General features: G+C 58.0%; 14 protein-coding genes. 7 read left to right on the top strand and 7 right to left on the bottom strand.

The window, feature by feature from the left end; all coding sequences use genetic code 11:
- Both ACFOFO_RS13815 and ACFOFO_RS13810 read right to left on the bottom strand, forming a co-directional pair.
- Window positions 1-942 (bottom strand): branched-chain amino acid ABC transporter permease, encoded by a 942-nt coding sequence (locus ACFOFO_RS13815; RefSeq protein ID WP_390331803.1) that lies wholly within the window; start codon window positions 940-942, stop codon window positions 1-3.
- On the bottom strand, window positions 939-1,814 hold the full coding sequence (locus ACFOFO_RS13810) for a branched-chain amino acid ABC transporter permease (protein ID WP_390323443.1): 876 nt from the start codon (window positions 1,812-1,814) through the stop codon (window positions 939-941). Before ACFOFO_RS13810 ends, ACFOFO_RS13815 begins: the two co-directional genes overlap by 4 nt.
- A gap of 473 nt (window positions 1,815-2,287) precedes the next feature.
- Between ACFOFO_RS13810 and ACFOFO_RS13805 the strand changes: the two genes are divergently transcribed.
- Complete coding sequence (locus ACFOFO_RS13805; protein WP_390323444.1) at window positions 2,288-3,103, top strand: IclR family transcriptional regulator; 816 nt, start codon at window positions 2,288-2,290, stop codon at window positions 3,101-3,103.
- 472 nt (window positions 3,104-3,575) lie between these two features.
- Here ACFOFO_RS13805 and ACFOFO_RS13800 read toward each other — a convergent pair whose 3' ends face one another.
- The gene (locus ACFOFO_RS13800) at window positions 3,576-3,986 is read right to left on the bottom strand and encodes a PaaI family thioesterase (RefSeq protein ID WP_390323446.1); all 411 of its coding nucleotides are present in this window, start codon (window positions 3,984-3,986) and stop codon (window positions 3,576-3,578) included.
- A gap of 274 nt (window positions 3,987-4,260) precedes the next feature.
- Window positions 4,261-5,334 (bottom strand): substrate-binding domain-containing protein, encoded by a 1,074-nt coding sequence (locus ACFOFO_RS13795; protein WP_390331801.1) that lies wholly within the window; start codon window positions 5,332-5,334, stop codon window positions 4,261-4,263.
- 306 nt (window positions 5,335-5,640) lie between these two features.
- Between ACFOFO_RS13795 and ACFOFO_RS13790 the strand changes: the two genes are divergently transcribed.
- From ACFOFO_RS13790 to ACFOFO_RS13780, 3 genes are read left to right on the top strand one after another with little or no spacing between them, the layout of a single operon-like run.
- Entirely contained in the window at window positions 5,641-7,338 is a 1,698-nt protein-coding gene (locus tag ACFOFO_RS13790) for an NADH-ubiquinone oxidoreductase-F iron-sulfur binding region domain-containing protein (protein WP_390323447.1), read from the top strand.
- 3 nt (window positions 7,339-7,341) lie between these two features.
- Window positions 7,342-10,170, top strand: a complete 2,829-nt coding sequence (gene fdhF, locus ACFOFO_RS13785) for a formate dehydrogenase subunit alpha (protein ID WP_390323449.1) — start codon at window positions 7,342-7,344, stop codon at window positions 10,168-10,170.
- 20 nt (window positions 10,171-10,190) lie between these two features.
- Window positions 10,191-11,036, top strand: coding sequence for a formate dehydrogenase accessory sulfurtransferase FdhD (locus ACFOFO_RS13780; RefSeq protein ID WP_390331828.1), 846 nt, complete (start codon window positions 10,191-10,193; stop codon window positions 11,034-11,036).
- Between the two features lie 76 nt (window positions 11,037-11,112).
- Here the strand turns inward: ACFOFO_RS13780 and xth are convergent, their stop codons facing one another.
- The 3 genes from xth to ACFOFO_RS13765 form a co-directional block, all read right to left on the bottom strand.
- Window positions 11,113-11,877 carry an exodeoxyribonuclease III gene (gene xth, locus ACFOFO_RS13775; protein ID WP_390323450.1) on the bottom strand — a complete coding sequence of 255 codons (765 nt, stop codon included), beginning with the start codon at window positions 11,875-11,877 and terminating at the stop codon, window positions 11,113-11,115.
- A gap of 351 nt (window positions 11,878-12,228) precedes the next feature.
- On the bottom strand, window positions 12,229-13,455 hold the full coding sequence (locus tag ACFOFO_RS13770; protein WP_390331799.1) for an ice-binding family protein: 1,227 nt from the start codon (window positions 13,453-13,455) through the stop codon (window positions 12,229-12,231).
- Window positions 13,456-14,126: 671 nt separating this feature from the next.
- The gene (locus ACFOFO_RS13765; protein WP_390323452.1) at window positions 14,127-15,638 is read right to left on the bottom strand and encodes a leucyl aminopeptidase; all 1,512 of its coding nucleotides are present in this window, start codon (window positions 15,636-15,638) and stop codon (window positions 14,127-14,129) included.
- A 50-nt stretch (window positions 15,639-15,688) separates the two neighbouring features.
- Here ACFOFO_RS13765 and lptF point away from each other — a divergent pair, with 50 nt between their 5' ends.
- The 3 genes from lptF to ACFOFO_RS13750 are packed head-to-tail and all read left to right on the top strand — an operon-like array spanning window position 15,689 to window position 18,361.
- Entirely contained in the window at window positions 15,689-16,828 is a 1,140-nt protein-coding gene (gene lptF, locus ACFOFO_RS13760; RefSeq protein ID WP_390331797.1) for an LPS export ABC transporter permease LptF, read from the top strand.
- A 1-nt stretch (window position 16,829) separates the two neighbouring features.
- Window positions 16,830-17,972, top strand: coding sequence for an LPS export ABC transporter permease LptG (gene lptG / locus ACFOFO_RS13755; RefSeq protein WP_390323453.1), 1,143 nt, complete (start codon window positions 16,830-16,832; stop codon window positions 17,970-17,972).
- The gene (locus tag ACFOFO_RS13750; RefSeq protein ID WP_390323454.1) at window positions 17,972-18,361 is read left to right on the top strand and encodes a sirohydrochlorin chelatase; all 390 of its coding nucleotides are present in this window, start codon (window positions 17,972-17,974) and stop codon (window positions 18,359-18,361) included. The genes lptG and ACFOFO_RS13750 overlap by 1 nt, the downstream gene beginning before the upstream one ends.
- Window positions 18,362-18,388: the final 27 nt, after the last annotated feature.

Raw genomic sequence — 18,388 nt, 5'->3', positions numbered from 1 at the left:
TTAGTGCCCTCCCTTGGCAAAACGTAGTCGCAGCGTGGGTACCAGACCGGCTGGTAGGAAAATCATCGTGGCCATCAGAATGGCGCCGAACACAACGGTCTCCCATCCCTCGAAGGCCGACAGCACCTGGGGCAGCAAGGTCAGGAGCGCAGCGCCGACGATAGAGCCGAACACAGATGCCATGCCACCCACCACGACCATCGTCATTAATTCGATCGAGTGGAAAAACCCTGCCTGGCCGGGCGTCAGGAAACCGACGTAGTGCGCAGTAAGGCTGCCCATCAGGCTCGCAAGAATGGCGGAGACGACGAAGATCTTTACCTTAGCCCCTGCCACATCGATGCCGGCTACGCGGGCTGCAACTTCCGAGCCGTGTATGGCCTGCAATGCCCGTCCGGCCGGGGCATCGATCAGGTTCTGCGCGGCCCAGGTGATGACAATGAGAAGCACGGCAACCAACGTGTACCAGGTAGCATCGCCGGTAACGTCCCATCCTAAAATCGTCAGGGCCGGGACCGACATGCCATCCGGTCCGCCGGTGTATTTGGCTTCATTGGTAATCACGATCGAGATGATAATCCCCAGCCCTAGCGTCGCCATTGCAAGATAGTGTCCTTTAAGCTTGAGGATGGGTCGCGCGACAAGGAACGCCAGTAATGCGACAGCGGCAGCGCCGGTAAGCATGGCGAGCAACGGCGGAAAGCCGAAATGCGTCGTCAGGACTGCGCTGGAATACGCGCCTATCCCTAGAAACCCGGCATGACCAAGGCTGATCTGTCCGGCGTAGCCGATCAAGAGGTTTAGTCCGATCGCCACAATGGCATTGATTGCTATTTTGATAGCGAGGTCGAGATAGAAGGCATTACTGGTCAGCAGCGGCAATGCGAGCAGAATGACTGCCAGGATGATCAATCCCGTATTGCGGCTAAAAAGGGTCTTCATACACGCTCCGTGACGTTGGAACCAAGCAGACCGCGCGGCATAAAGAACAGCACGAAGAGGATCAGCACAAAGGGCATTGCGTCCTTATATGCCGAAGAGATATAGCCGGCAGTCATTGCTTCGGCAATACCCAACAGCAGCCCCCCGAGAACCGCGCCAGTGCTGCTTCCGAGGCCGCCAAGCACCGCGGCGACAAAGCCTTTCAGTCCGAACATCACTCCGATGTCGTACGAGGTGTACGTAATTGGGGCCACCATGATTCCGGCAAAGGAGCCAAGCGCGGCGGCCAAGCCAAACGCCAGGAGCAGGATGTTGCGGGTATTTATACCGATCAGGTTCGCGGCAAGGCGATTATGTGAGGTGGCAAGCATTGCCTTGCCGGTCAGCGTCTTGCCGAAGAACCAGGTCAGGCCCGTTACGACTGCTGCCGACAAGGCGACTACCCACAGGCTTTGCGGCAGTAGCGTCGCTCCCAAAAGGCTTAACGGCGTGTCGCCCGAGAAAGACTTCAGCGCATGACTGTCTTTGCCGAGCGCAACCTGAACCAAGCCTCGAATAACCAACGAAGCGCCGATGGTAATGATGATCAAGCTCACCACCGACGCATTGCGTGCACGTTCGATGGCCAGCTTTTGGACAAGAAGCCCGGCTGATACAGCGACACAGACAGCGAGTGCGATCGCCACTGGCAGCGGCAAGCCCATAGAGACCAAGGCCACCGTTGCCATTCCTCCAAGCATGATGAATTCGCCCTGCGCGAAGTTAATAACGCCGCTTGAGTTGTAGATGATGGAAAACCCTAGGGCAGCTAGGACGTAAGTCAGGCCCATCGTGATTCCCGAGAATAGGAACTGCAGAAACTGCGCAAGCATGATGTCTCCTTTGCTAAAGCTACCTTCGCTGCTACTTCGAAAAGGCGCCGTTCGCTGGTTGGTCGAATCGTTCTCCCTGAGAACATATCGTTCGTTATTATCTAACGCTATTGTTAGTTACGAAGTTTGGTTTAGACTAAAGCATATGTCAACAACTAAATCGATGAATCTTCAAGTTTATTTATTGTTATCATTAGAGAAGATTGTGAATGCTTAGAAAGAGTAGCCAGAGATTGTTGCAGCCACGCAAAAGATGTGTAGACGTCAAGTTCGACACCCATTGACCGCTGCAAGGAGCGACGGCTAGCGCAGCAAATGGCTCACTGCTCAAGTGCGGTGAACAAATAGTGCGTATGAATGGTTATGTCATCGCGGGATAACGGGTGATCCGGGATCCGATCTACTTTGGTAGTAGGATGCCCGGATATGCAAACGGGAACGTGGCGTTCCAACTTAGCCTTCGGAAGAATGCAATGAAAATAGAGATATTCGACGCTCAGCCGAGCGAAATGAAAAAGGAACGGCGGGGTATCCAGTCAGTCGAGGTCGGTGGCCAGCTGCTGGTGGCCTTGGTTGACGAAGGTGCCCCAATGCTGCTGCGCGACCTCGCCCTGAAAGCAGGGATGACGTCTGCAAAGGCTCATCCCTATCTTGTCAGCTTTGGGAACATCGGTCTGATACAGCAAGATCCCGTATCAGGCCGCTACGAACTCGGGCCGTTTGCCTTGCAAATGGGATTAATCAGTCTTCAGTTGCTGGACCCGGTCAAAATTGCCATTCCTGAGATCACCAGGCTGAGTGAGCAGATTGAACACACTGTCGCGCTCGCCGTATTAGGAAACAATGGCCCCACCATCGTCCACCTGAATGAGTCGCGCCAAGCAGTCCATGTAAAAATGCGCACTGGGACCGTGGTGTCGACACTTAGCACTGCTACAGGGCGTGTGTTTTCCGCATTCCTTCCACCGAAGCTTGTCGAGAAATTGACGGCGCGTGAATTGGGCAGCGCTGCCGGCAGCGGGCAAGACAACAGCAAGACAACGGCCAAAGATCTGGAGCAGCTCCTTGGCGAAGTACGACGGCGCGGCGTGGCACGTTCCGTTGGAGAACCTACTGCGGGAATCAATGCACTAAGCGCTCCCGTATTCGATCATGCTGGAAATATCGTGCTGGCGGTTACGGTGATCGGCGCGTCTGGTGCACTGGATCCGAGCTGGACCGGCGACGCTGCAATTAAGCTGAAGGAATGTGCTACCCAGATATCCGAAAAAATGGGTTACCGCCGCTAGGGCGCTTTCATCTTAACTGGGCAAGAAGCCGGCAGAATCAGTGTGACCGAATCTGAATCTGATTCCTATCATGCAGTAGCAAGGTGGGCAATTGGTCGTGGCGGCGTGCGCAAGCTTGCGTGCAGAATTTGCGGGACTGGGTGCCGGCCATGACCGGCACAATCCACGAGGTCGCTGTACGCTTTGCGAGGAGGGAGTCGGATGTTGCTCCTTCCCGTTCTCGTCGCAATCGTGCGCCGCGAAATTGATTAAACCAGGTGATCCGCCCTATCAGGAACGTCTTCTTTGCAGTTTATAGCGGACGTCCACAGAATGCTGCTTACCGGCTGGTTTGGGTCGGTAACGGATGTACGTGCATGACCGGTATGAACCCGCAGCGGCCAGTAGATACTCTCTAAGACGGACGTTCAAGTTCAAAATAAGCAGCTGACACCGACTTGCCGCGTCGCACTCGGCGGACGAGGCTGGAACCCTATTTCCCATACAGAACCATTTGGGTGCAGCGGAACAGCGCGATGGTCTTGCCTGACTCCCTGTGTGTGACCACCGCGTCCCATACCTGAGTTGTCTTGCCAAGGTGCACTGCCTTGGCTGTGCACTCGATGGTTCCGTCTCGGGCGGTGCCGAGATGATTGGACTTCAGCTCGATCGTGGTGAAGCCGGTTGCACCTTCCGGGAGGTTGGCGACACAGCCATAGCCTGCGGACGTATCGGCCAGCGTAACGATGCTTCCGGCGTGCAGGAAGCCGTTTGGTGCCATCAGCGACTTCGTGACAGGCAGCTCTGACCGTACCTCTGACGCGCTTACGTGCGTTATGACGATCCCTAGATGACCTGGCAGGTTCTCTGCGCCGCGCTGGTTAAAGTGATCTGGGGTAAGCATGTGGGGCTCCAAAGTAATTTGAATTCTGATTCGATGATTAATTCAGGCGAGCCGGGCGACATGAATCCGGCATTTAAGCGGGTTTCAGCCACTTGCTAAAACGTGAGGTCCCGTTTGGCCGTGGCTTAACCCTTGTCCTTATCGGTAATCGGCACGTGCGGCCAATACCGAAGCCGCTGGATATATTCTTTCTTTTTTCGCGAGCGGTACACAAGCGTCGTGGTTCCAGCGCCTTGACAATGCCGTTGGCAGCAGAGCCGGCGGCCATACTGCTTCACTCCCCGCCAAATGCCTCGTCCAACGACAGGATTTTTCCTGTGTCTGCGGCATCATATCCGATCATGTCATTGACCGCGTGATGGTAAGCGGGCGACTGCAAGATCGCGATGAGCTGCCGCATCAGCGGCTCGTCAACCGACGCGATGGGCAGCGCAAAGAAATAACGCTCGCGCACCAATGGGATGAAATCCAATCCGAAACGCTGGGCCGCCGTCTGCACGCCGATGCCGACATCCGCCATGCCGCTGGCGATATAAGCCGCCACGGCCGAATGGGTGAATTCGGCGCTGTGAAAGCCGTTGATGTGCTGCGGCGACAGCCCCGCGCCACTTAGCATCAGTTCGAGCAGCATGCGTGTGCCGGAGCCGACCTGGCGATTGACGAAACGCACATTGTTGCGCGTCAGGTCGGCAAGTTCGTGAATGCCCATCGGATTACCGGGTGCGACGAACAATCCCTGATGGCGCATTGCAAGATGAATCAGGCAGTGCTGCGTCGGATCGAGCCAGCGTGCATACCACTGCATGGCCGATTGCTGAAGCCCGCCCGTCGGTACATGGAACCCAGCCAAATCGCATTCCCGCCGCGACAGCGCGGCGACGGCATCGGTGCTGTTGCGGTAGCGTAGTTCGACCGGTAGTCCGACCTTGTTCAGGTGTTCCATCAGGGCGGCGACCGCAAAACCGTGGCTGGCATCCATCCGTATCATGCGCAGCGCGTCGGCCGCCATCTTGCCCAGTTCGCTTTCCAGCTCAGACGCGAGGCTTTCCAGTGTTGGTGACAGGCGCGCCGCGATGCGGCGGTCGGCCCAGACCAGTTTTTGCGCCAGCGGCGTCAGCTGGGTGCCGCGTCCGCGCCTGGTGTCGAGCAAAGCGCCGCCAAACAGGCGCTCCGTTTTTCGCAGCAGACCCCATGAATAACGATAGGACAGGCGGACCGCTTTGGCCGCTTGCGCAATCGAGCCCGTTTCCTGGATTGCCAACAGCAATCCGAGCAGCGCGGCAGTGTCCAGTGGGGGCTCCGAGTCGACGCTAATCTCCCAGTGAGGGCGAATGTTTACTCTAAACATATGCTTAAAATAGCCTATTTTTTTTAGATTTATATGATGGTACCCTAGAAAAAACAAGTATTTCTAGTCAAATATGCTTTCAAAAGCATATTTTCCTGTGGCAACGGCAGCGCGGCGATTGGCACCAACCGCGTCACCAGCCGGGCAGCGAGCGCGTTTGCGCGGGCAGCGGTGGGTATTCGGCTTGCAATCGGCATCTGGATCACGTTGCAACAAGGGGTGGTTTTGTTTGAGTAGGAAGTCGGCCGGGGCCGCGTATCGCTTTCTTCCCCGCCGCCAAGTATCAGGTTTGAATCAGGATCACAGATGAACCACACAATTATTCCGATTGCAGTGCAGGGCAGTACCAAGCAACGCAAGCGGGAGGCGCCGAAAGGGCGTCGCGTCGATCCGCAGGCGCTGGCCGACGTGCAAACGCTGCTAGGCGACGCCTCGCGCCAGCCTGATTTGCTGATCGAGCATTTACACAAGATCCAGGACCACTTTGCCTGCCTGTCCGCAGCCCATCTGGCGGCTCTGGCGCAGGAGATGCGGCTGGCGCAAGCGGAAGTATATGAAGTCGCGACTTTCTACCATCACTTTGACGTGGTCAAGGAAGGCGAAGACGCGCCCGCGGCGTTGACGGTGCGCGTGTGCGATGGTTTGTCATGCGAAATGGCCGGCGCCCAAGATCTGCTGGCGCGTCTGCCTGGCATGCTGGGCAGGGAAGTGCGCGTGCTTGCCACGCCGTGTATCGGCCGTTGCGAACAGGCGCCCGCGGCGCTGGTCGGACAAAATCCGGTACCGAACGCAAGCTGCGAGGCGATCGCCGAAAAGGTGGAGGCCAAGTCGGTCAGGCATGTGCCCGACGGTTTCATTGACTACGCCGTCTATCGGTCGCAGGGAGGGTATGCGCTGCTGCGCGACTGCATCTCTGGCGCGCGCGACGCCGAATCAATCATCAAAATAATGGAAGACTCCGGCCTGCGCGGCTTGGGTGGCGCCGGTTTTCCGGCCGGGCGCAAATGGCGCATCGTGCGCGCCGAAGCCGGGCCGCGTCTGATGGCGGTCAACATTGACGAAGGCGAACCTGGCACATTCAAGGACCGCGTGTATCTGGAACGCGACCCGCACCGGTTTCTGGAAGGCATGTTGATAGCGGCTTGGGTGGTCGGCATCGAAACGATTTATATTTATTTGCGCGACGAATACCATGGCTGCCGCACCATGCTGGAAGCGGAGCTTGAAAAACTGCGGGCCAATCCGCCGATGCAGGCGATGCCAAAAATTGTGCTGCGGCGCGGCGCCGGCGCCTATATCTGCGGTGAAGAGTCCGCCATGATCGAATCGATCGAAGGCAAGCGCGGCATGCCGCGACTGCGTCCGCCGTATGTGGCGCAAGTGGGCCTGTTCGGCCGGCCTACGCTGGAACACAATTTTGAAACGCTGCACTGGGTGCGCGATATTGTTGAAAAGGGCAGTGGCTGGTTTAGCGGTCACGGCCGCAATGGAAGGAAAGGTTTGCGTTCGTTCTCCGTTTCCGGCCGCGTCAAGGAACCGGGGGTCAAGCTGGCTCCGGCCGGCGTCACGATCCAGGAACTGATCGATGAACACTGCGGCGGCATGCTGGACGGACATCAGTTTTATGGATATCTGCCAGGCGGAGCATCGGGCGGTATTTTGCCAGCTTCGATGAACGCGATCCCGCTCGATTTCGACACCTTGCAACCATACGGCTGTTTCATCGGTTCGGCGGCGGTGGTGGTGCTGTCGGATCGGGACACGGCCACCAACGCCGCGCGCAATACGATGAATTTTTTCAAGCACGAATCATGCGGCCAATGCACGCCGTGCCGGGTCGGCACAGCCAAGGCGGTGACATTGATCGAGCAGCCAAAATGGGACGTCGGCCTGCTGGCCGAGCTGTCGCAGGTGATGCGCGATGCGTCGATCTGCGGCCTGGGACAGGCGGCGCCGAATCCGATCGATTGTGTCATCAAGTACTTTCCACATGAGCTGGTGTAATTCATGAACGCGACAACTCAAAATGACAGGGCGGCGTTGCAGGGCACCGTGGTGAATTTCCAGATCAACGGTCGCGATGTCGAGGGGCATGCCCACGAGACGCTGATCGAAATCGCCAAACGTGAAGGTATCGAGATCCCGCACCTCTGCTACAAGGAAGGCATGGGCACCGCCGGCAACTGCCGCTCCTGCATGGTGGAGATCGATGGCGAGCGCGTGCTGGCGCCATCGTGCTGCCGTCATCCGAGCAACGGCATGAAGGTCACCACCGATAGCGAACGGGCAGTGTCAGCCCAAAAGATGGTGCTCGAATTGCTGCTGTCCGATATACCGGAAACCGAATACACCCGTCACAACGAAGTCGATCAGTGGGCCAAAAAGCTCGCGGTCGGCAAGCCGCGTTTCGCGGCACGTCATCAGCCGAAACAAGACGCATCGCATGCCGCCATCACCGTCAACCTCGACGCGTGCATCCAGTGCACCCGCTGCGTGCGCGCGTGCCGTGACGAACAGGTGAACGACGTGATCGGTTTGGCCTTCCGCGGCGACCACGCCAAGATCGTGTTCGACATGGACGATCCGATGGGCAACTCCACCTGCGTAGGCTGCGGTGAATGTGTGCAGGCCTGCCCGACCGGCGCTTTGATGCCGGCGCGCGAGGTCGCACTGACGGTGCCGGACAAAAAGGTCGATTCGGTCTGCCCGTATTGCGGCGTCGGCTGTCAGCTGACTTACAACATCAAAGACAACAAGATCATGTACGTGGAAGGGCGCGACGGCCCGGCCAACCACGAGCGGCTATGCGTCAAGGGCCGCTACGGTTTTGACTATGCGCACCATCCGCACCGCCTGACCAAGCCGTTGATCCGCCGTGCCGATGCGCCCAAGCGCGGCGACTTCACGATGGACCCGGACCGCGTGATGGACGTGTTCCGCGAAGCGACCTGGGAAGAGGCGCTGGCATTCGCCGGCGACACGCTGGCGCAGATCCGCGACCAGCATGGCAAAAAATCGCTGGCCGGTTTCGGCTCGGCCAAAGGCAGCAACGAGGAAGCCTACCTGTTCCAGAAACTGGTGCGTACCGGCTTTGGCAGCAATAACGTCGACCATTGCACGCGCCTGTGCCACGCGTCCTCAGTCGCGGCACTGCTGGAAGGGATCGGTTCGGGCGCGGTGTCCAATCCGGTGATGGATGTGATGAAGGCCGAAGTGGTCATCATCATCGGTGCCAACCCGACCGTGAACCATCCGGTCGCAGCGACCTGGATCAAGAACGCCATGAAGAACGGCACCAAGCTGATCGTGTGCGATCCACGCCGCTCCGAACTGGCGCGCACCGCGCACCGCTACCTGCAATTCAAACCGGACACCGACGTCGCGCTGCTCAACGCGATGATGCACGTGATCGTCAGCGAAGGCCTGGTCGACCAGCACTTCATCGCCAGCCGCACCATTGGTTTCGAAGAGCTGGAAAGGAACGTCGCCGGCTACAGCCCTGAATTGATGGCACCAATTTGCGGCGTCGATGCCGACACGATCCGCTACGTTGCGCGCCTGTACGCGACTTCAAAAGCATCGATGATCTTGTGGGGCATGGGCATTTCCCAGCACATCCATGGCACCGACAACGCGCGCTGCCTGATCGCGCTGGCGCTGATGACGGGCCAGATCGGCCGTCCCGGCACCGGCCTGCATCCGCTGCGCGGCCAGAACAATGTGCAGGGCGCCTCCGACGCCGGCCTGATTCCGATGATGTTCCCGGATTATCAGCACGTCACCGATCCGGCCGTGCAAGAGCGTTTCGCCAAGGCCTGGAACCTGGCGCCCGGCGTGCTGGACGACAAACCCGGGCTGACCGTGGTCGAAATCATGCACGCCATCAAAGAGGGCAAGATCCGCGGCATGTACATCATGGGCGAAAACCCGGCCATGTCGGACCCGGACGCCAATCATGCGCGTGAAGCGCTGGCCGCACTGGATCATCTGGTGGTGCAGGATATCTTCCTGACCGAGACGGCGTATCTGGCCGACGTAATCCTGCCGGCCAGCGCCTTCCCGGAAAAAACCGGCAGCTTCACCAACACCGACCGCCTGGTGCAAATGGGCCGCCAGGCAATCGACCCGCCGGGCGACGCCAAGCAGGACCTGTGGATCATCCAACAGATCGCAACCCGGCTTGGCCTGGATTGGTCATACAACCACGTATCCGAGGTATTCGACGAGATGCGCCACACGATGCCCAGCATCGGCGGCATCACCTGGGAGCGGCTGGAGCGTGAACACGCGGTCACTTACCCGTGCCTGAATGAAGGCGATCCCGGCGACCCGGTCGTCTTCACTGACACATTCCCTCGCGAATCGGGCCGGGCGCGTTTTGTCCCAGCCGACATCATCCCAGCCGACGAGCGTCCCGACGACGAATACCCGATGGTGCTGATTACCGGCCGACAGCTGGAGCACTGGCACACCGGCAGCATGACGCGTCGCACCGCGGTGCTCGATGCGATCGAGCCCGATCCGGTCGCGCTGGTGCACCCGCTTGATCTGGCGGCGATGAAAGGCAAACCGGGCGACGTGGTGACGATCGAATCGCGCCGCGGCAAGGTCACGCTGTATGCACGGGCCGACGACAGCTCGCCGCGCGGCGCGATATTCGTACCATTTTGCTACTACGAAGCGGCGATCAACAAGCTGACTAATTCGGCGCTCGACCCGTTCGGGAAAATCCCTGAGTTCAAATACTGCGCGATCCGCGTCGCGCTCGGCGGTCAAGTGGCGGCGCAGGGCAGCTACGGCGGTGGCCAGGCGCTGGAGGCGATGACGCAACAATGATTGTGACGTCGCCCGACAGACTGAGATACCGCCCGCTGTTGTCCGAAGCGAGCGCAAGCTTCACTCACGACGTGGAAGTGGTCGATGAGCGCGGCCGGCGTTCGACCATCGCCATCCCGGCGGAGCGGCCGTTAACGGTCTACGTCGACAAGCGCGAACTGGTCACCTTGATGACTCTGGGCGGCTCGCCGGAGGCACTGACCCTGGGTTATTTGCGTAACCAGCGGCTGGTCGGAACGATCGAGGACATCGCCTCGGTGCAGGTTGACTGGGCAGTCGATGCGGTTGCGGTCACTACCCATAACGGCATCGCCGACGTGGAACAACGCACCTCGAAAAAAGTGGTCACCACCGGCTGTGGCCAAGGTTCGGTGTTCGGCGGTTTGATGGACGAAGTCGATCAGATTAGCTTGCCGCCGGATGCGCGCTTGTGCCAATCGACGGTATATAAAATCGTCGAGACCATCCGCACGCAGCAATCGATTTACAAACAGGCGGGCTCGGTGCACGGCTGCGCGCTGTTTTCCGGCGACGGCGAGCTGCTGTATTTTATAGAGGACGTCGGCCGCCACAATGCGGTCGACGCCATCGCCGGAAAGATGTGGCTCGACGACATGCGCGGCGCCGACAAGGTGTTCTACACGACCGGCCGCCTGACCTCCGAAATGGTGATCAAGGGCGCGCAGATGGGCATCCCCTTCCTGCTGTCGCGCTCCGGCACCACACAGATGGGGCACATGGTGGCCGAACGTGTCGGCATGTCGCTGCTGGCACGCTGCACCGGCAAGCACTTCCTGCTACTGACCGCCCATCACCGGCTGGAGTTCGAGCCGCATCTGCTCGACGCAGCTTTAAAACAAGTCTGATGCCGCTGCTCGAGCCATACCGAGCCTTGACACCTGTAACCCATGAATGTGGGCACGCTGTTGTGTCCAGGCGAATCTAGTCCAGCGTCGCAATGACAGGCGTATGGTCCGACGGCTGTTCCCATTTGCGTGGAACGCGGTCGATGATGCAGGCAGTGCAGCGTTGCGCCAGCTCGGCGCTCAGCAGGATATGGTCGATGCGTAGGCCCTTGTTGAGGCGGAAGCCTAGCTGACGGTAGTCCCACCAGCTGAAGCATTTCGGCTCCTGCGGGAACATGCGAAACGCGTCTTTCAGGCCGAGATTGATCAGTCGGTCGAACGCGGCGCGCTCGGCGTCGCTGCACAGCACTTGTCCTTCCCACAGTGCAGGGTCGTGCACATCGGCGTCTTCCGGAGCGATGTTGTAGTCGCCCAGCAACGCGATCTTGGGATGAATTGTGTGCTGCTGCTCCAGCCACGTACGCAAGGCCTCGAGCCACTTCAACTTGTACTGGTATTTATCCGAATCGACCGCCTGCCCGTTCGGGATATAGGCACAGACGATCCGTATGCCGTCGATGGTGGCGCTGATAATGCGCTGCTGCTCGTCGTCGAACAACGGATTGTTCTTGACCACATCGGTCATCGGCAGACGCGACAGAATGGCGACGCCGTTATAGGTCTTCTGCCCGGTAAATGCGACCTGGTAGCCGGCCGCCTCGAGTTCCGCTGCCGGGAATTTATCATCGGTCAGTTTGGTCTCTTGCAGGCACAGCACATCGACCGGATTGTCGGCCAGCCATTGCAACACCTGTGGCAGGCGGACCTTCAGCGAATTGACATTCCAGGTAGAAATTTTCATGAAATATCTATATCGTTTGTTTGCTAGGATTAATGCGGTATTTGTATTGAGCTAATCAATTTAGCTGCAATTATAGCTACAAATTTATAGTGCGACGGATAGCGCCAAGCCATGTCGCGACGCTAGCATGCTGTTGCGGCAGTCGAGAAGGGACCCAGATGCCGAAACTGGACTGACCCATGTCAAATGCTAACAACCCCAATGCAGCCAACGGTTCACAAGCCTGATGCTTGAGTCAGCGAAATCCCGGCACATGGGTCAAAATTGGATCGGCGGCAATCTAAGATTGCCGGAAACAAGAAGACATTGATTGCCGTCTCCTTGGTCCCAGCCATGGTGCTCCTGGCGTCCTTACGGGGCCGGTTGTGTGACAGCGTTCATTTGGAGAGTGACCGCAGTTTGTGCCAACAGTCTGCCGTTCGCCGATGCGCCAGTCTTCACGGCGACCAGCGTTTTAGCCAGCACGACGCCCTCAAAGTGAGCGGTCGTTCCAATGGACACGTTGTCAGCGACCTGCCAGAAGATGTTCTTGGCCAGTGCGCCGCCGGCCAGGGTCACCCGCGTAGCGTTGGCCTGGTTCAGCTGTCCCGCCACCTGGAAGATCCAGACGTCGTTCGGACCACCCGAAAGAGTGACGTCCGTGCTAATCAAGAGATCGGTACCCCATTTGTAGAGACCAGGAGCAAGGGTGAGCCCACCAATCTCACCGGCGCCCAGTTCAGTAAAATCGGGGGATGTTCGTCCCTCAGCGTCGAGGTACGCGGTTCCCATGTCGCCCACCGCCGCGGTCAGGGAGGTGGCATCATTCACCGCGCAGGGAAGGGGGCCAGCCGCATCGACGACGTAAATTTTTCCCGTCACTTCCCCGCACGTGAGAAGGAGAGCGGCACCGGTGATGGGGCTCGTTCCAACATCCCCAATAATGGCAGATGCATAAACGTCGGTGATCCCGGTTTTGCTCAGAATCGCGAAAGTACCGGCTGTACCAAGGTTTACCGGGGCTTGGACGGTAGACGCGACGGCCTTGGTTGTAAAGCTCCATACAACGGGAATCGCCATTTGAGTGCCACCGGCGTTCTTGGCCGCAGTGGTCACCGTAGCGGTATAGCTGGTCTTCGGGGTCAGAGCGGACGCGGTTGGCGTAAAGGTGGCCACCGTGTTTGCGGCATTCATGCTGACGGTACCGGGTACGTTGTTTCCGGTTGTTTCCTTGAGCGTGAACGTGAGCAGCGTTCCGGCCGGGGACGAGTTCAGTGTTGCCGGATCCATCGGCTGGCTGAAGGTGGCGCTCACTACGGTGGCGGTCACCAGGTTATTGCTGCTATTGGTGCTGGTCGGTACATTGATGCTGCCGTTACTTGGGCTCGCGAAACCCACCGACGGATCGGTGGTTGAGGCGCCTGGAATGCCGGGCACGCCTGCGACAACGGTAGTACGCGCCAATAAGCTTGCGCTGGTGCTTGTGCCGGCAGTTGTAGTCCCGCCATCGCCGTTAGCGCCGCATCCGGCCACAAAAGCGGCCAGCAATAATGCCATAAACCACGTCAGTGGTTTGACTAAGCATTCGAATCTGTTCATTTGCTTCCCTTTTCATTTGAGCCCGCAAGGCACTGGTGGTCGGCCGATCCCTTGCGGGTGCGGCCGCTGATGCGCTGTATCAAGGGTTCACCCTTGACATGTTTCACGACGATGGCGAATCCCGGTCTGGTTTTTCCAGGTCAAAATCGGATCAACCGGTGCTGAGGTCATTCGTCGCTGGCCCCTTATCCGCCTTTCGATAACGATGGTCTGTTCGCTACCGTACATACAGCGGGTGAATGTCGCATCTGGCTTCGACTCGGGCGCTTCCCGCATCAAAACGATCACCACGGAGAGGCACGGAGGAAAACCAAAGACGAGAAAAACCAGGTAGGAGTTAACAGCAGGCTGGCGCGGTCAAGGCAGCAGGTGAAACCCACAATGGTGGCTTGGGATAGCGCACGGCGTTGTTGCACGGATATTCAGAAGACGAGTTGAGGTGTTGCCGCCGATCCAATTTTGACCCATGTGCCGGAATTTCGTTGCTCAAGTATCAGGCTCGTAAATCGTTGGCTGCATTGGGGTTGTTAGCATTTGATATTGATCAGTCCTGCTTCGGCATCTGGGTCACTTCTCGACGGCCGCAATAAGAGGGCCTTGAAAGACGCGGGTCTCAGGCAAGAAATGCGCTGAAACCCGCATCGGTGCAGCGGGTATGAATTAAAGCCGAATTAGTTGGCTGCTGCTGCGCGATTCATCAGGAACGTCGTCAACAACGGCACTGGACGTCCGGTGGAACCTTTAGCGCCGCCGGATTTCCATGCGGTGCCGGCGATATCCAGGTGAGCCCAGGTATATTTCTTGGTGAAGCGTTCCAGGAAGCAGGCGGCGGTGACGCTGCCGCCGCCGGGGCTGCCGATGTTGGCCAGATCCGCAAAGTTCGACTTCAGTTGCTCGTGATAATTGTCTTCAATCGGCATGCGCCATGCAGTATCGCCGGAAGCCTTGCCGGCACTGAGCAGCTCGTGGGCGAGCTTGTCATGGGCAGCGTCGTGGCGCGTGAACAGGCCGGAATTGTGATGGCCGAGCGCGACTATGCAAGCACCGGTCAGGGTGGCGATATCGACTACGGCGGCCGGCTTGAAGCGCTCGACATAGGTCAGCGCATCGCACAGCACGAGACGGCCTTCGGCGTCGGTATTCAATACTTCGATGGTCAGACCGGACATCGACGTCACGATGTCGCCCGGCTTGGTGGCGCGGCCGGATGGCATGTTCTCGCAGCTCGCGATGACGCCGATCACGTTCATCTTCAGATTCATTTCACCGATCGCGCGGAAGGTACCGAGTACCGATGCGGCGCCGCCCATGTCGTACTTCATCTCGTCCATATTGGCACCTGGCTTCAGCGAAATGCCGCCGGAGTCAAACGTGATGCCCTTGCCGACCAGCACGGTCGGAGCGTCCTTCGCCTTGCCGCCCATATGCTTGAGCACGATGAACTTCGGTGGTTCGTCGCTGCCGTTGGTAACCGACAGGAAGCTGCCCATCTTCAGCGCTTCCATTTGCTTGCGGTCGAGGATTTCGACGCCGAATTTATATTCCTTGGCGAGCTTTTTCGCGGTATTGGCAAGATGAGTCGGCGTGCAGAAATTGCCGGGCAGGTTGCCTAGGTCTTTTGCCAGATCCATGCCGTTGGCGATCGCGAGGTTCTGCGCGATGGTAAGTTTTGCGGCGGTTGCGTTGGCTGCCGGCACCGCAAACGCGATCTTCTTGACACCAGTCGGGGCTGCATCTTTCTTGCTTTTCAGGCTGTCGCTGCGGTACGCGCCGTCATGCGCGACGATCACGCAGTTGCCGATGGCCCAATGCAGGTCACGATCCTTGATACTATCGAACGGCAGTGCAATCACTCCATCGTTGGCGCCGAGCGAACTGAAGGCGCGCAAAATGGCTTGCGCCGCCGACAGAAAATTCTTGTCGCTGACCGAATCCTCGCTACCGAGTCCCACCAGCAATACGCGTTCGGCAGCAACGCCGTCCAGATTGCGCAGCAACAGCGTCGAACCGGGCTTGCCGTTGATGTCGCCGGATTTGACCGCCGCGCTGATCGCACCTTTGTGGTCAAGTGCTTTGGCTGATGCAGTCAATTTTTTGTTTTCAAACACGCCGACCGCGATACAGCCAGCTTTGACCGAGGTGATTGCGCTTTTGGCGTCGAATGATTTTATGCTAAAGTCCATCTGTTCCCCCTTGTTGGTATGCAACGCATTTTACCTAATAATTTCCTCGCATGATTTTTCAGCGCGCGCTACGCCGCGAACTACTTAGCACCGCCGGCGCCGTTTTCACGACGCTATTCACGATTACCATCACCTGGATGCTGATCAAAATCCTGGGACAGGCCGCAGGCGGGAAGGTCGCGTCGGCCGATGTCGTTGCGCTGATTGGTTTTTCCGCCCTGAATTATCTTCCCATCATCCTGATTTTGACCGGTTTTATTTCTGTCTTGCTAGTGGTAAGCAGAAGTTATCAGGATTCCGAAATGGTGGTCTGGTTCGCGTCGGGGCTCAGCCTGTCGAGCTGGATCCGGCCGGTGCTGACTTTCGGCTTGCCGATCATCGTATTGACCGGCTTGCTCAGTTTCATGGTGACGCCATGGGCCAACCAGCAAAGCGCGGAATTCCGCGAGCGTTTCGAGAAGCGTGAAGACATCGCGCGGGTCGCCCCCGGTAAATTCCAGGAATCATCCTCGTCGAACCGCATCTTCTTTGTCGAGGGAATTTCCGGCGATTCGACCAAGGTTCAGAATGTATTCGTTAACACGATGAAAAATGGCAAAACCAGCGTGATTGTTGCCAAAGAGGGTGCGCTGGAGACCGATAGCCACGGGGATAAATTCCTGGTGATGCAAAAAGGACGGCGTTATGACGGCGTGCCGAATCAATCCGATTTCGAGATGATGGAATTCGATCGCTACGGTGTGCTGGTCAGCACGCAATCGAAGGAACTGATCGGCGACAAATCGGCACGCTCGATGCCGATGAAGGCCCTGCTGACCCACAAAAGCGCCTACAACATGAGCGAACTGCTATGGCGCATCGCATTGCCGTTGATGGCGATGGCGCTGATGCTGCTCGCAATCCCGCTGGGTTTTGTCAATCCGCGCTCGGGTCGTTCCGCCAACCTGATCATCGCTCTATTGCTGTTTGTCACTTACATTAATATGGTCAGCATTTTCCAGGCCTGGGTGAAGCAGGGGCGTTTCTCCTTTGGGGTTGCGTGGTGGCCGATCCACCTGATCGGTTTGCTGACTGTGGCGGCATTTTTCCTGTGGCGACTGAAGGTCAATAGCCGTTATCACCCGTTAGTACTGTGGGCTGCCATCAAGCGCACGGATTCATCCGGTGCCAAGACCCGTCAGGCGGTATGACATGACAGTCCTGCAACGATATTTTGCCTCCGAAATCATACGTGCTGTCATGTTCGTACTGGCCGCGTTTCTGGGGCTGTTTGCGTTCTTCGGGCTAATGGACGAGCTCGAATCGGTCGGGCAGGGCGGCTACAAATTACAGCACGCGTTCCTGTACATCCTGCTTGGTCTGCCCAACTATGTCTATGAGCTGATGCCGATCGCAGCATTGATCGGTACCATCTTCGCATTGGCGCAGTTCGCTTCGCATTCCGAATTCACGATCATGCGTGCCTCCAGCATGTCCACCTTTACGGCGGGCATGATGTTGGCCAAGATCGGCATCGTGTTCGCGATCATCACGATTGTGTTCGGTGAATTAGTTGCGCCGGTGACGACCCAGTTGGCGTCCAAGTTGAAATTCAGCCTGCAAGGCGCAGCGATGTCGCAGCAGTTCCGGTCCGGTCTGTGGACCAAGGACATCATCAAGACCAATGGGGTCACTGGTGCAGTGGTCGGTTCTCGTTTCGTGAACGTAGCGGAAGTCAAGCCGAACGGACAGCTTAACGATGTCAGGCTGTACGAATTCGACAAGGATTTTAGGCTGGCCGCGTTGATTACGGCCAAGAAGGCAGACTATCAGAAGGCCAATATCTGGCAGTTGTCTGACGTAACGGAAACAAGATTTTCCGGCGCCGCAGCGGCAGGTTCGACTCAAGACATAACAGCCGCGATTTCGACGGTCAGCGCGCCCACCAAGCCGCTGGTGTCGGATATTACGCCCAAAATCCTGTCTGTATTGTTCGCCGATCCGGATCGCATGTCGACCTACGACCTTGCCCTGTACACGCGGCATCTGACTGACAACAAGCAGGACAGCGAACGCTACGAAATCGCATTCTGGAAAAAACTGATTTATCCATTTGTCGTGTTCGTGATGATGGCGTTGGCCTTGCCATTTGCGTATCTGCATTTTCGCAGTGGCGGCGTCAGCCTGAAAATATTCACCGGGATCATGATCGGCGTTTCGTTCAAGCTGATCAATGACCTGTTTTCCCATCTCGGGCTGCTCAATACCTGGCCACCGCTGATCACCGCAATCCTGCCGAGCGCGGTGTTCATGACGGCGGCGATCATGGCCTTGCGCCGAATGGACAGGCGTTGATGGCGACCCGTTTGCCGCGACGGGCGTTGGTGCTGTTTGCGCATGGCGCGCGCGACCCGCAATGGGCGACACCGTTCCATCGCCTGCGGCAGATCATCCAGACGCAATTGCCTGACACAGTAGTGGAGCTGGCATTTCTGGAACTGATGACACCCAAATTGCCCGAATTGACCGCGCAGTTGCAGCAGTGCGGCTGTGATGAAATCACGGTGGTGCCGGTATTTCTGGGGCAGGGTGGTCACGTGTCACGCGACTTGCCGCTCATCGTCGCCCAATTGCAGCAGGATTACCCGGCTATGGCGTTCAGGGTTGCGGCAGCTGCCGGCGAAGACGCCGATGTGTTGGCGGCGATCGCGCAATACTGTATCGGGAGTTTGGTGAAAAACTGAGTCGGCGCGACCTGCGTCGCGTTACAA

It is taken from the genome of Pseudundibacterium arcticum (assembly GCF_042646465.1).
In the GTDB taxonomy this organism is placed as follows: Bacteria; Pseudomonadota; Gammaproteobacteria; order Burkholderiales; family Burkholderiaceae_D; genus Undibacterium_A; species Undibacterium_A arcticum.
This window is presented reverse-complemented; position numbering and strand designations above follow the sequence as displayed.

Bases quoted from the DNA above. Each gene is read 5' to 3' on its own strand.
- ACFOFO_RS13815 (WP_390331803.1), bottom strand. From the start codon at position 942: ATGAAGACCCTTTTTAGCCGCAATACGGGATTGATCATCCTGGCAGTC.
- ACFOFO_RS13810 (WP_390323443.1), bottom strand. From the start codon at position 1,814: ATGCTTGCGCAGTTTCTGCAGTTCCTATTCTCGGGAATCACGATGGGC.
- ACFOFO_RS13805 (WP_390323444.1), top strand. From the start codon at position 2,288: ATGAAAATAGAGATATTCGACGCTCAGCCGAGCGAAATGAAAAAGGAA.
- ACFOFO_RS13800 (WP_390323446.1), bottom strand. From the start codon at position 3,986: ATGCTTACCCCAGATCACTTTAACCAGCGCGGCGCAGAGAACCTGCCA.
- ACFOFO_RS13795 (WP_390331801.1), bottom strand. From the start codon at position 5,334: ATGTTTAGAGTAAACATTCGCCCTCACTGGGAGATTAGCGTCGACTCG.
- ACFOFO_RS13790 (WP_390323447.1), top strand. From the start codon at position 5,641: ATGAACCACACAATTATTCCGATTGCAGTGCAGGGCAGTACCAAGCAA.
- fdhF (WP_390323449.1), top strand. From the start codon at position 7,342: ATGAACGCGACAACTCAAAATGACAGGGCGGCGTTGCAGGGCACCGTG.
- xth (WP_390323450.1), bottom strand. From the start codon at position 11,877: ATGAAAATTTCTACCTGGAATGTCAATTCGCTGAAGGTCCGCCTGCCA.
- ACFOFO_RS13770 (WP_390331799.1), bottom strand. From the start codon at position 13,455: ATGAACAGATTCGAATGCTTAGTCAAACCACTGACGTGGTTTATGGCA.
- ACFOFO_RS13765 (WP_390323452.1), bottom strand. From the start codon at position 15,638: ATGGACTTTAGCATAAAATCATTCGACGCCAAAAGCGCAATCACCTCG.
- lptF (WP_390331797.1), top strand. From the start codon at position 15,689: ATGATTTTTCAGCGCGCGCTACGCCGCGAACTACTTAGCACCGCCGGC.
- lptG (WP_390323453.1), top strand. From the start codon at position 16,830: ATGACAGTCCTGCAACGATATTTTGCCTCCGAAATCATACGTGCTGTC.
- ACFOFO_RS13750 (WP_390323454.1), top strand. From the start codon at position 17,972: ATGGCGACCCGTTTGCCGCGACGGGCGTTGGTGCTGTTTGCGCATGGC.